Genomic DNA, 14,187 nt, shown 5'->3' on the forward strand with positions numbered 1-14,187 from the left:
CGAGGGTGCCCGTTGCGGGCTGTCGTCGTGCGCCGGGCGGGAGTGCCTGTGGAGATCTGCCGGCGCCCCCACCCTGTGGATGAGCAGTAGTGTCGGTCGCGTCCGGCGAGCCGCCGGGCGAGCCGATGAGAGGGGCGTCTTCGTGACGTGGATCGAGCATGCAGTCCTGTGGCACGTCTACCCGCTCGGCTTCCTCGGGGCCGAGCCCGAGGCGACCGCTGACGGCGTCCACCACCGGCTCGGTGCGCTCGAGCCCTGGCTCGACCACGCGGTGACGCTCGGTGCGTCCGGCATCCTCCTCGGCCCGGTCTTCGCGTCGTCGACGCACGGCTACGACACGGTCGACTACTTCCGCGTCGACGAGCGCCTCGGGGACGAGCACGACCTCGTCGCGCTCTTCGAGGCCGCGCACGCGCGCGGGCTGCGCGTCGTCCTCGACGGTGTGTTCAACCACGTGGGGCAGGGCTTCGAGCGCTTCACCACAGCCCTCGCCGAGGGGCCTGGTTCACCGGCCGCCGGATGGTTCCGCCTCCGGTGGCCGGACGACGGCGGCCCTGCCGAGCACGAGGACTTCGAGGGGCACTCCGCCCTCGTCGCACTCAACCATGAGAACCCCGAGGTGGCCGACCACGTCGCGTCGGTCATGGAGTACTGGCTCGACCGCGGGGCGGACGGGTGGCGCCTCGACGCCGCCTACGCCGTGCCGCCCGCCTTCTGGGCGCCCGTCCTCGAGCGGGTCCGCGCGACCCTCCCCGACGTCTACGTGGTCGGCGAGGTCATCCACGGGGACTATGCGGGGATCGTGCGCGAGTCCGGGATGGACGCCGTCACGCAGTACGAGCTGTGGAAGGCTGTGTGGAGCTCGCTCAACGACACGAACGCGCACGAGCTCGCGCACGCGCTCGGCCGCCACGCCGCGTTCGCCGAGGACTTCGTGCCCCTGACGTTCGTCGGCAACCACGACGTCACGCGCATCGCGAGCCGTCTCGACGACCGGCGTCACCTCCCGCACGCCCTCGCCGTCCTGCTCACGGTCGCCGGGACGCCGTGCGTCTACGCGGGCGACGAGCTCGGCTTCGAGGGGATCAAGGAGGACCGCGCCGGCGGCGACGACGCGATCCGACCGGCGTTCCCCGCCGAACCCGCGGCGCTCGACCCGGGCGCGTCACCCGACTTCCGGCTGCACCAGGAGCTCATCGGGCTGCGGCGGCGTCATGCCTGGCTCCGCACGGCACGGACCGAGGTGATCAGCGTGACGAACACGCTGCTCGTCTACACGTCCACGTCGCGCAGCGGCGCCGACTCGGTCGTCGTCGCCCTGAGCACGTCCGACGAGCCGACCTCGGCCGCTCTCCCGGCACGGAGCACGCTCCTCGCCGGCGACGCCGCCGTCGACGATCACGCCGCCGTCCATCTGCCGCCCCACGGCTGGGCAGTCCTCGAGGCGGCGCCCCCGGTCAGCTGAGGATCGCGCGCGTCACCGCCGCCTGCTCCGTGAGGACACCGCCGATGACGTTCTGGGTCTCGTTGATCCGTTCGACGACACCACGGATGTCCGTCAGCGCACCGACGACGCGCTCGACCTGCTCCTGGATGGTGCGGACCTTGGTGTCGACCTCCGTCGTCGCGCGTGCCGTCTCGTTGGCGAGGTCCTTGACCTCTTTCGCGACGACGGCGAAGCCGCGCCCCGACTCCCCTGCCCGGGCGGCCTCGATCGTCGCGTTGAGGGCCAGGAGGTTGGTCTGGGCCGCGATGCGCTGGATGACCTTGACCACCTCGCCGATCTGCGCGCTGGACTCACCGAGACCGGTGACCTCGACGTGGGCGTCGTCGGCGAGCCGTTGCCCGTCGAGCGCGACCGAGCCGGCGGCGAGCACGTTGCGCTCCACCTCGTTGATGGACGCGACGAGCTCGTCGCCCGCCGTCGTGAGCCGGGCGGCAGCGGAGAGGCGCTCGAGGGCCTGGCCGAGGAGGAATGCGGTGTTGCGCAGCGCGTCCTCGCGACCGGCCGACAGGACGAGCGTCGTCGTCGCGAAGAAGTCCATCGTGCCGACCACGCGGCCCTCGACGAGGATCGGCAGGCACACGCCCGACCTCACGCCGGCGCGCTGCGCGACGGGCGCGCGGACACAGTCCGTCACCTCGCCGAGATCAGGGGCGAAGACCATGTCCTTCGAGCGCCACGCGCGACCGGACAGCCCCACGCCCTCGACGAAGGACGCGGACTGCGTGACGGCACGGAACTCGGGGCCCGCGTCCCCGGACTCCTGGACGAAGTGGAGAGCGGCGTCGGACTCGTCGATCGCCCAGTAGGACGCGTAGCCCCAGCCGAAGCCTGTCCGGATGGTGTCGAGCGCGTCGCGGAGCGCGCGCTCGCGGTCCGTCGCGGTCGACAGGGCGCGGAGGACGGCGTTCACCGCGGCGACGTCCTGGGCTGCCTCGGCCTGGCGATCCATGGACGCGAAGCGCTCGATCGTCTGCGAGACGAGGACGGCGATGGCACGCAGGGTGTCGAGGCGCTGCGTCGACAGGGTGAGGGTCTCGGTCGCGAAGAAGTCCATCGTGCCGGTGACGACCCCGTCCTCGAGGATCGGGAAGCAGATGCCGCTGCGGACGCCGACGCGCTGGGCGACGGGTGCGCGGACGCAGTCCGTGAGCTCGCCGAGGTCGGCGACGAAGACGAGGTCCTTCGTCCGCCAGGCACGGCCGCTGAGCCCGACGCCCTCGGCGAAGGATGCCGTGAGCGTGACCTGGCGGAAGTCCTCGCCGGCATCGCCGGACTCCTGGGCGAAGCGGAGCACCCGTTCGTCCGGAGCGATGCGCCAGTAGGAGCCGTAGGCCCAGCCGAACTGCTCGCGGACCACGTCGAGGGCCTGTCGGACGGCATCCGTCGTGGTGCGTGCCCCGGCGAGCGTCCGGACGACCGCGGTGACGGCGTCGACGTTGGCGCGGGCTTCGAGGACCTCGACGGGGTCACCGATCGTGCGGCGGCGCGGGGATCCCAGCATGGCGTGCTCCTGACTGTCGGGCGCACCGTGCGCCGCTCACATGACTCTTCGTCACTGGTCGACGGTACTTAAGGATTCAATAGCACGCTTGTCTAGCGATCTTTATCACCCCAGGTCACAGACGTGTGCCCTGGGTCACTTCAAGGGTCGGCGAGTCCGGGCTAGGCTCTGCGCGTGAACTCCGACCAGGCCCACAGCCCGACGGCCGCGTTCTTCGACCTGGACAAGACGATCATCGCGACGTCGTCCGCCGCCGCGTTCTCGCGCCCGTTCTACGCCGGTGGCCTCATCAGCCGGGGCGCCGTCCTGCGCAGCGCCTACGCCCACTTCCTCTACATGGTGGGCAGCGCCGACGCCGACCAGACCGAACGCATGCGCGCCCACCTCAGCTCGATGGTGACCGGATGGCCCGTGGAGCAGGTCTCCGCCATCGTCGCCGAGACCCTCCACCAGTACATCGACCCCTACGTGTACTCCGAGGCCGTCGAGCTCATCGAGTGGCACCACGCCGCCGGTCGAGACGTCGTCATCGTCTCCGCCTCCGGGTACGAGCTCGTCGAGCCGATCGCCGCGGTGCTCGGCGCCGACCACGCCATCGCCTCCCACATGCAGGTCGAGGACGGGCACTACACCGGTCTCATCGACTTCTACGCCTACGGCGAGCACAAGGCCGAAGCCATCCTCGCCCTCGCCGCCGAGCGCGGGTACGACCTCGACCGATCCTTCGCCTACTCCGACTCCATCACCGACGCCCCCATGCTCGGCGTCGTCGGGCACGGTTTCGCCGTCAACCCCGACCGCACCCTGCGGCGCCTCGCCGGCGAGAAGGGGTGGGGGGTCCTGACCTTCGACCGCCCCGTCGCACTCAGCCGCGTGTCCCGCACCAGGTCAGCGATCGCGATCCTCGGCGGGGTCGCCCTCGTCGTCGGCGGGCTCCTCGCCTGGCGTGCATGGCGCGCCGCACGCACCCTCGCCTGACGCCCCCGGCTTCACCCGCCCGGAGGCCCAGCGACACCTTCACAAGCCGCCCGAAAGAGCGTACAAAGGAAGACACAACAGCACAGAGCGACCGGAACCCACGCGCGAACAGTCCACGTCACGGACTTGTTGACCGGGCTAGACCCGTTGCAGCAAACTACCTGCACGCTTGATACCCGGTCGCTCCAGCTGGCCTGACGGCGTCCCGCACGGGGCGCCGTCAGTACGTTGCCCGCAAGCGTCCCGCCCCGGCGGACAGCCTCCCAGCGAGCACGCCGCCCCCGCACTAGGGTGGCCGCATGAGCTCAACGCCGAGCGTCTCCTCCTCGATCACCGTCCGCCTCGAGGTCGAGGCCCGCCCCACCGCCGTCAGCGAGCTGACCACGCTCATCGAGCACACCGGCGGGATCGTCACCGCCCTCGACGTCACCGCCTCCGGCCACGAGCGGATCACCGTCGACGTCACGTGCGCCACGCGCGGCGACGAGCACGCCTCGTCGATCGTCGACGGGCTCCGCGGCCTGCCGGGCGTCACCGTCGGCCCCGTGAGCGACCGGACGTTCCTCCTCCACCTCGGCGGCAAGCTGAAGATCGAGTCGAAGGTCCCCATCCGCAACCGCGACGACCTCTCGATGATCTACACCCCCGGCGTCGCTCGCGTCTGCGAGGCGATCGCCGCCAACCCCGACGACGCACGTCGCCTCACCATCAAGCGCAACACCATCGCCGTCGTGACCGACGGGACCGCCGTGCTCGGCCTCGGCAACATCGGTCCGCTCGCGTCGCTGCCCGTCATGGAGGGCAAGGCGGCGCTCTTCAAGCGCTTCGCCGACATCGACGCGTTCCCCATCGCGCTGGACACCACCGACGTCGACGAGATCGTCGCGACCGTCCGGGCCATCGCTCCCGTCTTCGCCGGTATCAACCTCGAGGACATCTCCGCGCCCCGCTGCTTCGAGGTCGAGCGCCGCCTGCGCGACGTGCTCGACATCCCCGTGTTCCACGACGACCAGCACGGGACGGCGATCGTCGCTCTCGCCGCACTGACGAACGCGCTCAAGGTCGTCGGCAAGGACCTCGCCGACGTCCGCATCGTCCTGTCCGGCGCCGGCGCGGCCGGCACCGCGGTCCTCAAGCTCCTCCTGGCCGCCGGCGCCCGGGACGTGGTCGTCGCCGACATCGCCGGCGTGGTCAGCGTCGAGCGCAGCGGTCTGGACGCCTCGCTCCTCTGGGTCGCCGAGAACACCAACCCACGCGGGCTCACCGGGACGCTCCGGGGCGCGCTCGCCGGAGCGGACGTGTTCATCGGGGTCTCAGCGCCGGACGTCATCACGGCGGACGACGTCGCGACCATGGCCGAGCGCTCGATCGTCTTCGCCCTCGCCAACCCCCGCCCGGAGGTGGACCCCGTCGAGGCCGCGCAGCACGCGATGGTCGTCGGGACAGGTCGGAGCGACTTCGCCAACCAGATCAACAACGTGCTCGCCTTCCCCGGCGTGTTCCGCGGACTTCTCGACGCGCAGTCCCACCGGGTCACGGACACCCTGCTGCTCGCGGCAGCGCAGGCCCTCGCGTCCGTCATCCACGAGGACGAGCTCAACCCGACGTACATCATCCCGAGCGTGTTCAACCCGCAGGTCACCACGGTGGTCGCCGCCGCCGTCGAGGCCGCTGCACGGGCAGGGTCTCCCTCCTGAGCCCTCAGGCGGGATACTCGGACCATGGATGAACTCGACCTGAACGTCAACGCCGACCACATGCGGCGCGTCTTCGGGATGCTCACCGGCTACGTCCTCCTCCCGGACTCGAACCACGGGTACACGGAGGAGTTCATGGAGCTCGACCTCGCCGAGCGGGTGTGCACCCTCGCCGCGGGCCGGATCCTCTGGCACCTGCTCGCAGCCGACGCGGCGCGGCACGGCGCGTACGACGGCACCCTGGAAGGCGCTCTCACCGAGAGCCGGCGCTCCGCCGACGCCGACTTCGCGATCCTCCCCGGGGCGCTGCGGCTGGCGCAGTCCCTCGACGAGGCCCTGACCCTCACGAGCACGAGCGTCATCGACGCGGCCCTCGTCGTCGAGGTCGCGGCGGACACGACGCGCGCCCTCGGTGCCCTCGCGTACTTCCTCCGCGGCGCGAGCACCGTCCTGCACGCCACGGCGACGGAGCGGAGCACGTCCGTCGAAGAGCTCCTGGCCGCGATCGGCCACGGACTCGCGGAGGCGTAGACCACCCGTCTGCGCCCCGCCCGCCGGCCCGACGTATCGCTGCCGGACGGCGTCTTGGCCAGCAGCGAGCCTGTGACGCTACACACATCTAGGGTGTTTCACCCGGGCCGTTGTGCCCAGACTGACCCGAAGTAGGTGAACCTGGAATCACATACCGAGGGTAGGTCAATGACTCAGCACAACGGCTCGCCCCGCACGGGGCATGCAGGAAGACATCAGCCCGTCTCGCCCAGCGTCGTCGTCATCGAGGACGACGCCGACATCCGCACGCTCATCGAGACGATCCTCGCCCGCGCCGGCATGACCGTGCACGGCGCGAGCACCGCCGGCGAGGGCATCGCCCTCGCCTCGAGGATCCTCCCCGATCTCGTCACCATCGACATCGGCCTCCCGGACGCCGACGGCCTCGACGTGGCCGCGTTCCTCCGCGACCTCACCTCCACGCGCGACATCCCCATCCTCATGATCTCCGCGAGCGCACACGCCACCGAGGTCGAGCGCGCACGCTCTCGCGGTGCCGAGGCCTACCTCAGCAAGCCCTTCCGGCCGCGCCAGCTGCGGGAGAAGGTCGCTGCGCTCCTCGCCGCGGCCGACACCATCCCGTCGACTCTCGGCACGCCGCACTGCGACGAGTGCCTCACGGGCGCAGGAGCACCTTGATCGCCCGTCGCTCGTCCATCGCCGCGTAGCCCTCCGGCGCCTGGTCGAGGGGCAGGTGGAGGTCGAACACCGGTGACGGGTCGATCGTCCCGTCGAGCACGTCCTGCAGGAGCTCCGGGAGGTAGGCGCGCACGGGTGCGATGCCCCCGCGGACGCCGACGTTGCGACCGAACATCGACCCGAGCGGGAGCCCGGTCGTCATCCCCGCCGGCACGCCGACGTAGCCGACCGTCCCTCCCGGCCGTGCGATCGCGACGGCCGTGTCCCACGACGCCTGCATGCCGACGCACTCCATGACGTGCGAGAAGCCCAGCCCGTCGGTCATCTCCATGACGCGCGCGACCGCGTCGTCCCCACGCTCGCCCACGACGTCCGTCGCGCCGAAGGTGCGGCCGACCGCGACGCGGTCCGCGTGCCCGCCGAGCAGCGTGATGCGTTCCGCGCCGAGCCGCCGCGCTGCGAGCACGCCGCAGAGACCGACCGCGCCGTCACCGACGACCGCGACGTGCGAGCCCTGCGTCACCCCAGCTGCGAGCGCGGCGTGGTGACCGGTGCCCATGACGTCGGAGAGCGTGAGGAGCGCGGGCAGGCGCTCGTCGTCCTCGCCGACGGGTGCCACCACGAGGGTGCCGTCGGCCTGCGGGCAGCGCACCGCCTCGCCCTGGCCGCCGTCGACCCCGTTCTCGCCCCACCCGCCGCCGTGCAGGCACGACGTCTGGAGGCCGGCCACGCAGTGCGGGCAGGTGCCGTCGCTCCACATGAACGGCGCGATGACGACGTCGCCCGGGCGGACGGTGCGGACGTCGGCACCGATCTCCTCGACGACCCCGAGGAACTCGTGACCGATGGGCGACGGGCCGTTCTTGCGCGGTCGCGTGCTGCGGTAGGGCCAGAGGTCGCTGCCGCAGATGCACGAGAGGAGGACGCGGACGATCGCGTCCGTCGGCTCGACGAGGACGGGGTCCGGGACCTGCTCGACGCGGACGTCGTGGTCTCCGTGGATGATCGTCGCCCGCATGGGGTCTCCTCGTGTCGTCGTCGGTACCGGTGCCTGTCCAGCATGGAGGTGCTCCGTGCGTCCGGCCACAGCAAGAGTGCCACGGCTGGCACACCTCGACGGGGAGGTATAGGACTGTCCCATGATCGCTCGCTTCGAGTCCGTGGTCCTCGACGCCGCCGACACCGAGACCCTCGCCCGCTTCTACGAGCAGCTGCTCGGCTTCGCTCGCATGCGCCAGGACGGCGAGTGGATCGACCTCGACAGCGGCCAGGGCTGGACCCTGTCGTTCCAGCACGCTCCCGACCACCGGCCGCCGCGGTGGCCGGACCCCGAGCACCCGCAGCAGTCCCACCTCGACCTGCGGGTCGACGACATCGATGCCGCCGAGGCGCAGGTCCTCGCGCTGGGCGCCACCCGCCTCGACAAGGACGCCTCCGACGAGTCGGCAGGCTTCCGCGTCTACGCCGACCCGGCGGGCCACCCGTTCTGCCTGTGCTTCGACGTGAGCTGAGCGCGCGCCCGGCGGCAGCGAGCTCTCGCTGCCACGCCTCGACCTGGCTGTCGGGCTAGCCCAGCGCCGCCCGCTCGTACTGCGACGGCCAGCCCGCCTCGGCGGCCGGTAGGCCCAGCTCGTGGGCGGCGCGCAGCGGCCACATCGGGTCCCGCAGCGCGGCGCGTCCGAGCATGATCGCGTCGGCGGAGCCGTCGGCGAGGATCTGCTCGGCCTGCGCGGCGTCGGTGATGAGGCCGACGGCGCTCACCCGCACTCCGGAACCGGCCCGGACGTCATGCGCGGCGGGCACCTGGTAGCCGGGACCGACGGCGATCTCGGCGGGGGCGACCCCACCGGAGGAGACATCGACGAGGTCGGCTCCCCGCTCGCCGAGGATCTTCGCGACGTGGGCGACGTCGTCGACGCTCAGCCCGTCGGGGCGCCAGTCCGTCGCGGAGACGCGGACGAACAGCGGCTTGTCGTCGGGCCAGGCGGCGCGGACGGCGTCGACCGTCTCGACGAGCAGCCGCGCCCGGTTCTCGAGCGAGCCGCCGTAGGAGTCGGTGCGCTGGTTAGCGAGCGGCGAGAGGAACTGGTGGAGGAGGTAGCCGTGGGCGGCGTGGACCTCGACCACGTCGAAGCCGGCGTCGAGCGAGCGGCGGGCCGCGTCGGCGAAGAGGCCGGGGACCGCGGCGATCTCCGCGGCGGTCATCGCGCGGGGCTCGGCGTAGCCGGGGAACGCGTCGGCCGACGGACCGACCGTCTCCCAGCCGCCGCCGGTGACCGGGACGGTGCCGCGGCGGGCGTCCCACGGTCGGAAGGTCGAGGCCTTGCGGCCCGCGTGCGCGAGCTGGGTGCCGATGACAGCACCCTGGGCGTGGACGAAGTCGACGATCGGGCGCCACGCCTCGACGTGGGCGTCGGACCAGATGCCGGCGTCCTGCGGCGTGATCCTGCCCTCCGGGACCACGGCCACGGCCTCGGTGAGCAGGAGACCGAAGCCCCCCTGCGCGCGGGCACCGAGGTGCACGAGGTGCCAGGCGTCCGGCAGCCCGTCGGCCGACGAGTACTGGCACATCGGGGCGAGCCAGATCCGGTTCGGGATCGTCAGCCCGCGCAGGGTCAGGGGCTCGAAGAGGAGAGGCAGCGTCATGGCTGGTGGCAACGCCGGGACCGACCAGACCATTCCCACCGCGGTGCCGAGGGGCACGCCTGAGGTCATTGGTCCCACGACTTCGGCGGTACCGCCACGGATGCTTGGGGGGTGCTCACGATCCCAGAAGCCCTCGACTACCAGCACGCGGCCGCCGTGACGAAGGTCGCCGCGACCCGTCGCCCTGTCGCGTACGCCGTCCAGTCCATGCTCGCCGGGTCGTACATCGGCGTCGCGGTCGTCCTCATGGTCAGCGCTGCCGGCCCCTTCAAGGCGGAGGGCTCGGCCGCGACCAAGCTCGTCTCCGGTCTCGTCTTCGGCGTCGCGCTCACTCTCGTCGTCGTGGCGGGCGGGGAGCTCGTGACCTCGAACATGATGACGCTCACGCAGGGCGCGGTCCGCGGCAGCATCACCTGGGTGCAGGGCGGGGCGACTCTCGCGTTCTGCTTCGTCGCGAACATCGCCGGGTCCTTCGCCTTCGCGACCCTCGTGCACTTCTCGGGGATCCTCGCGCCGGGGACGCCGGGCGGCGACATGCTCGCCGGGATGCTCACCGCGAAGGCCGACGAGCCGACGAGCGAGCTCTTCTTCCGCGCGATCCTCTGCAACGTCCTCGTGTGCCTCGCCATCTGGTCGGCCGTCCGCCTCACGTCCGAGGTCGCGAAGCTCATCGTCATCTTCTGGTGCCTGCTGGCCTTCATCACCTCCGGTTTCGAGCACGTCGTGGCCAACATGACGACGTTCGGCCTCGGCCTCGTCGGGGGCCTGCCGGAAGCATCCTGGGCCGACTTCGCCCGCAACATGAGCGTCGTCGGGCTGGGGAACCTCGTCGGCGGAGGACTCATCGTCGGCCTCGGCTACGCCGTCATCGCCGGTCCGTTGCGCCCGCGCACCCCGGAGCTCGTCGCGGCCTCCGCTCCGGTCGCCGCTCCTGAGAGCGTCTCCGTCCGCTGACACACTTCCTTCAGCTGCTTCACAAAGTCTCGTCCGAATCGTTTAGGCCGTCGACCCGGCGCCGCGCGCGCTGATAGACCTGCGGTGGAGATCGGCACACCGACGTCCCGGCTCTCCCGACACCGACGACGAGGAGTCCACCCATGCACGTCACGAGACGTCTGACAGGAGTCGTCGCCGCGCTCGCCGCGGCCGCCCTGCTGCTCCCGCTCTCTGCCCCGGCCCAGGCCGCCGAGGACGACGGCATCCACGTCCAGGACGGCCGCATCTACGAGGCGGACGGCACCGAGCTCGTGCTCCGCGGCGTCAACCACGCCCACACCTGGTACGCGAGCCAGACCCAGTCCTTCGCCGACATCGCGTCGCTCGGCGCGAACTCCGTGCGCACCGTCCTGTCGAGCGGCGACCGGTGGACGCGCAACGACACCGCCGACGTCGCGAACGTCATCAGGCTCGCCAAGCAGGCAGAGCTCATCTCGGTCCTCGAGGTCCACGACACCACCGGGTACGGCGAGCAGGCCGGCGCGGCCACCCTCGACGACGCGGTCGACTACTGGATCTCCATCAAGGACGCCCTCGTGGGCCAGGAGGACTACGTCCTGGTCAACATCGGCAACGAGCCCTACGGGAACGACGCCGCCGTCAACGCCTCCTACGCCACCGACACCATCGCGGCGATCACCCGGCTGCGCGACGCGGGCCTCACGCACACGATCGTCGTCGACGCCCCCGCGTGGGGCCAGGACTGGGCGGGCCTGATGCGCGACAGCGCCGCCCAGATCTACGCCGCCGACCCCCTCGGCGACACCGTCTTCTCCGTCCACATGTACGGCGTCTACGCCCAGGGCAGCACCGTGACGGCGTACCTCGAGGCGTTCCGCTCGAAGAACCTGCCGCTCATCGTCGGCGAGTTCGGCGACTACCACTCGGACGGCGACGTCGACGAGGACACCATCCTCGCCGAGGCCGACCGCCTCGACATCGGCTACCTCGGGTGGTCGTGGAGCGGCAACGGCGGCGGCGTCGAGTACCTCGACCTCGCGACCGGTTTCGACAAGGATGCCCTGAGCCCCTGGGGGGAGCGGCTGTTCAACGGCCCGGACGGCATCCAGGCCACGTCGACGACGGCGTCGATCTTCGGCGGCACGACGCCCGACCCCGAGCCCACGACCGACCCGACCGACCCTCCCACGGATCCCCCGACCGACCCGCCGGCCGGCGCGTGCACCGCGACACACTCGACCGTGGGCTCCTGGCAGAGCGGGTTCCAGGGCCAGGTGACCGTCACCGCCGGGTCTGCCGCCATCAGCGGCTGGACGGTCTCCTGGACGTATCCCTCGGGCACGAGCGTGACGCAGTCCTGGGGTGGCAAGGCCACCGTCTCCGGCTCGACGGTCACCGCGACGAACGAGGCGTGGAACGGCTCTCTCGCCGCTGCCGGCTCCACGACGCTCGGCTTCATCGGCTCGGGCGCGGCCCCGTCGAGCGCCCCCGCAGTCACCTGCACCGCGAGCTGACACCTGACCCGGCGGCCCGGCCACGACCGGCCCGTCGAGACCGTGGCTGCGCCCTCCCCTGGGGCGCAGCCACTTCGCTGCGCACTGTCAGTCGCGGACATCTCGGGCACAGCCGACCGACCCGCCACTACACTCGCTGCTGACAACGTCACCCGCACCAGAGTCGATGCGCACCGGAGGTAGTCGTGCCAGAAGAAGCTGCGTCAGAGGACAACCAGGGTCTCGAGAACCTGCTCCACGAGTCCCGGTCCTTCCCACCGAGCGAGGAGTTCGCCGCCCAGGCGAACGCGACGGCCGACATGTACGGGCGGGCGGCAGCCGACCCCGTCGAGTTCTGGGCCGAGCAGGCTCGGGACCTCGTGACGTGGAAGACCCCGTTCACCGAGACGCTCGACTGGTCCGGTGCCCCCGTGGCCCGGTGGTTCGCTGACGGCACCCTGAACGCGGCGTACAACGCTGTGGACCGGCACGTCGCCGAAGGACGCGGCGACCGGGTCGCGATCCACTTCGAGGGCGAGCCGGGCGACACCCGCACCCTGACGTACTCCGACCTGCAGCGGGAGACGTCGCGCGCCGCGAACGTGCTCGCGTCGCTCGGCGTCGTGTCCGGGGACCGCGTCGTCATCTACATGCCCATGGTCGTCGAGGCCGTCGTGGCGATGCTCGCCTGCGCGCGCGTCGGCGCTCCCCACTCCGTGGTCTTCGGCGGTTTCTCCGCCGACGCGCTCCGCAGCCGCATCGCCGACGCCGAGGCGAAGGTGGTCATCACCGCCGACGGCGGGTACCGCCGCGGCTCCGCGACCGCGCTCAAGCCCGCGGTCGACGAGGCGCTCGCCGCGAAGGAGGGCGCCGCCGTCACGTCGGTCCAGCACGTCCTCGTCGTGCAGCGCACCGGCCAGGACGTGGACTGGACCGAGGGCCGGGACATCTGGTGGCACGAGGCCCTCGAGTCCGCCGACGTCCTGCACACGCCCGTGTGGGTCGAGGCCGAGCACCCGCTGTTCATCCTCTACACGTCCGGCACGACCGGGAAGCCCAAGGGCATCCTCCACACGACCGGCGGGTACCTCACGCAGACGGCCTTCACACACCGGAACGTCTTCGACCTCAAGCCCGAGACGGACGTCTACTGGTGCACGGCCGACGTCGGCTGGGTCACCGGCCACAGCTACGTCGTCTACGGACCGCTGCTCAACGGCGCCACCCAGGTCGTCTACGAGGGCACACCCGACTCCCCGCACAAGGGCCGCTGGTGGGAGATCATCGAGAAGTACAAGGTGACCATCCTCTACACGGCACCGACCGCGATCCGCACGTGCATGAAGTGGGGCGAGGAGATCCCGAACGGTTTCGACCTCACGAGCCTGCGCGTGCTCGGATCGGTCGGGGAACCCATCAACCCCGAGGCCTGGATGTGGTACCGGCGCGTCGTCGGCGGGGACCGCACCCCGATCGTCGACACGTGGTGGCAGACGGAGACCGGCGCGATCATGATCTCGCCGCTCCCCGGCGTCACCGCTGCCAAGCCGGGTTCGGCCCAGACGCCGCTCCCGGGTATCTCGGCGGACGTCGTCGACGACGACGCGCACCCCGTGCCGGACGGCGGCGGCGGATACCTCGTCCTCACCGAGCCGTGGCCCGCGATGCTCCGCGGCATCTGGGGCGACCTCGAGCGCTTCAAGGACACGTACTGGTCGCGCTTCAAGAACATCTACTTCGCCGGCGACGGTGCCAAGAAAGACGAGGACGGCGACATCTGGCTGCTCGGCCGGGTGGACGACGTCATGAACGTCTCGGGACACCGCTTGTCGACCACGGAGATCGAGTCCGCGCTCGTGTCGCACCCGACCGTCGCCGAGGCCGCCGTCGTCGGGGCCTCGGACGAGATGACCGGCCAGGCCGTCGTCGCCTTCGTCATCCTCCGCTCGGAGTTCGCCGAGGGCGCCGTCCAGGCGGACGTGCAGGCGCAGCTGCGCGACCACGTCGCGAAGCAGATCGGGCCGATCGCCAAGCCGCGCACGATCCTCGTGGTCGCCGAGCTCCCCAAGACACGCTCGGGGAAGATCATGCGGCGCCTCCTGCGCGACGTGGCGGAGAACCGTGCCGTCGGGGACGCGACGACGCTCGCCGACTCCTCGGTGATGGATCTCATCGCGACCGGACTGTCCAAGCCCACGGGCTCGTCTGAGGGATGAT

At 71.3% G+C, this 14,187-nt stretch carries 12 protein-coding genes; 9 read left to right on the forward strand and 3 right to left on the reverse strand.

The annotated features are described in order from the left end of the window. Positions 1–142 precede the first annotated feature (142 nt). Positions 143–1,465, forward strand: coding sequence for an alpha-amylase family protein (locus ABKW26_RS05140; protein ID WP_348591464.1), 1,323 nt, complete (start codon positions 143–145; stop codon positions 1,463–1,465). On the opposite strand, the gene ABKW26_RS05145 is transcribed toward ABKW26_RS05140, so the two are convergent. Beyond that, positions 1,458–3,008, reverse strand: coding sequence for a GAF domain-containing protein (locus tag ABKW26_RS05145; protein ID WP_348591466.1), 1,551 nt, complete (start codon positions 3,006–3,008; stop codon positions 1,458–1,460). The two genes, ABKW26_RS05140 and ABKW26_RS05145, sit on opposite strands and share 8 nt — an antisense overlap. 174 nt (positions 3,009–3,182) lie before the next feature. On the opposite strand from ABKW26_RS05145, the gene ABKW26_RS05150 reads away from it, so the two are divergent. The 4 genes from ABKW26_RS05150 to ABKW26_RS05165 all read left to right on the forward strand — a co-directional run bounded on the left by ABKW26_RS05150 (position 3,183) and on the right by ABKW26_RS05165 (position 6,874). Then, entirely contained in the window at positions 3,183–3,986 is an 804-nt protein-coding gene (locus tag ABKW26_RS05150) for an HAD-IB family hydrolase (protein ID WP_348591468.1), read from the forward strand. Between the two features lie 299 nt (positions 3,987–4,285). Next, positions 4,286–5,683, forward strand: coding sequence for an NAD-dependent malic enzyme (locus ABKW26_RS05155; protein WP_348591469.1), 1,398 nt, complete (start codon positions 4,286–4,288; stop codon positions 5,681–5,683). A gap of 24 nt (positions 5,684–5,707) precedes the next feature. Continuing rightward, entirely contained in the window at positions 5,708–6,214 is a 507-nt protein-coding gene (locus tag ABKW26_RS05160) for a hypothetical protein (protein ID WP_348591471.1), read from the forward strand. A 168-nt stretch (positions 6,215–6,382) separates the two neighbouring features. Then, positions 6,383–6,874, forward strand: a complete 492-nt coding sequence (locus ABKW26_RS05165) for a response regulator (RefSeq protein ID WP_348591472.1) — start codon at positions 6,383–6,385, stop codon at positions 6,872–6,874. On the opposite strand, the gene ABKW26_RS05170 is transcribed toward ABKW26_RS05165, so the two are convergent. Further along, a complete protein-coding gene (locus ABKW26_RS05170; RefSeq protein WP_348591474.1) occupies positions 6,852–7,892 on the reverse strand; it encodes a zinc-dependent alcohol dehydrogenase family protein in 1,041 nt (346 codons plus the stop codon). The two genes, ABKW26_RS05165 and ABKW26_RS05170, sit on opposite strands and share 23 nt — an antisense overlap. A gap of 121 nt (positions 7,893–8,013) precedes the next feature. On the opposite strand from ABKW26_RS05170, the gene ABKW26_RS05175 reads away from it, so the two are divergent. Next, the gene (locus ABKW26_RS05175) at positions 8,014–8,385 is read left to right on the forward strand and encodes a VOC family protein (RefSeq protein WP_348591476.1); all 372 of its coding nucleotides are present in this window, start codon (positions 8,014–8,016) and stop codon (positions 8,383–8,385) included. 55 nt (positions 8,386–8,440) lie between these two features. Here the strand turns inward: ABKW26_RS05175 and ABKW26_RS05180 are convergent, their stop codons facing one another. Then, positions 8,441–9,514, reverse strand: coding sequence for an NADH:flavin oxidoreductase/NADH oxidase (locus ABKW26_RS05180; protein WP_348591547.1), 1,074 nt, complete (start codon positions 9,512–9,514; stop codon positions 8,441–8,443). Between the two features lie 117 nt (positions 9,515–9,631). Here ABKW26_RS05180 and ABKW26_RS05185 point away from each other — a divergent pair, with 117 nt between their 5' ends. The 3 genes from ABKW26_RS05185 (at position 9,632) to acs (ending at position 14,186) form a co-directional block, all read left to right on the forward strand. Further along, entirely contained in the window at positions 9,632–10,474 is an 843-nt protein-coding gene (locus ABKW26_RS05185) for a formate/nitrite transporter family protein (RefSeq protein ID WP_348591478.1), read from the forward strand. A gap of 143 nt (positions 10,475–10,617) precedes the next feature. After that, complete coding sequence (locus ABKW26_RS05190) at positions 10,618–11,991, forward strand: cellulase family glycosylhydrolase (RefSeq protein ID WP_348591480.1); 1,374 nt, start codon at positions 10,618–10,620, stop codon at positions 11,989–11,991. A gap of 185 nt (positions 11,992–12,176) precedes the next feature. Further along, positions 12,177–14,186 (forward strand): acetate--CoA ligase, encoded by a 2,010-nt coding sequence (gene acs / locus ABKW26_RS05195; protein WP_348591482.1) that lies wholly within the window; start codon positions 12,177–12,179, stop codon positions 14,184–14,186. The last annotated feature ends 1 nt before the right edge of the window (position 14,187 follow it).

Origin of the sequence: Sanguibacter sp. 25GB23B1 (genome assembly GCF_040012415.1) — a bacterium.
In the GTDB taxonomy this organism is placed as follows: domain Bacteria; phylum Actinomycetota; class Actinomycetes; order Actinomycetales; family Cellulomonadaceae; genus Sanguibacter.

What these genes read in the sequence shown, in the direction of transcription:
- ABKW26_RS05175 (WP_348591476.1), top strand. Translation starts at nt 8,014, where the DNA reads ATGATCGCTCGCTTCGAGTCCGTGGTCCTCGACGCCGCCGACACCGAG.
- ABKW26_RS05155 (WP_348591469.1), top strand. Translation starts at nt 4,286, where the DNA reads ATGAGCTCAACGCCGAGCGTCTCCTCCTCGATCACCGTCCGCCTCGAG.
- ABKW26_RS05170 (WP_348591474.1), bottom strand. Translation starts at nt 7,892, where the DNA reads ATGCGGGCGACGATCATCCACGGAGACCACGACGTCCGCGTCGAGCAG.
- ABKW26_RS05190 (WP_348591480.1), top strand. Translation starts at nt 10,618, where the DNA reads ATGCACGTCACGAGACGTCTGACAGGAGTCGTCGCCGCGCTCGCCGCG.
- ABKW26_RS05165 (WP_348591472.1), top strand. Translation starts at nt 6,383, where the DNA reads ATGACTCAGCACAACGGCTCGCCCCGCACGGGGCATGCAGGAAGACAT.
- ABKW26_RS05145 (WP_348591466.1), bottom strand. Translation starts at nt 3,008, where the DNA reads ATGCTGGGATCCCCGCGCCGCCGCACGATCGGTGACCCCGTCGAGGTC.
- ABKW26_RS05160 (WP_348591471.1), top strand. Translation starts at nt 5,708, where the DNA reads ATGGATGAACTCGACCTGAACGTCAACGCCGACCACATGCGGCGCGTC.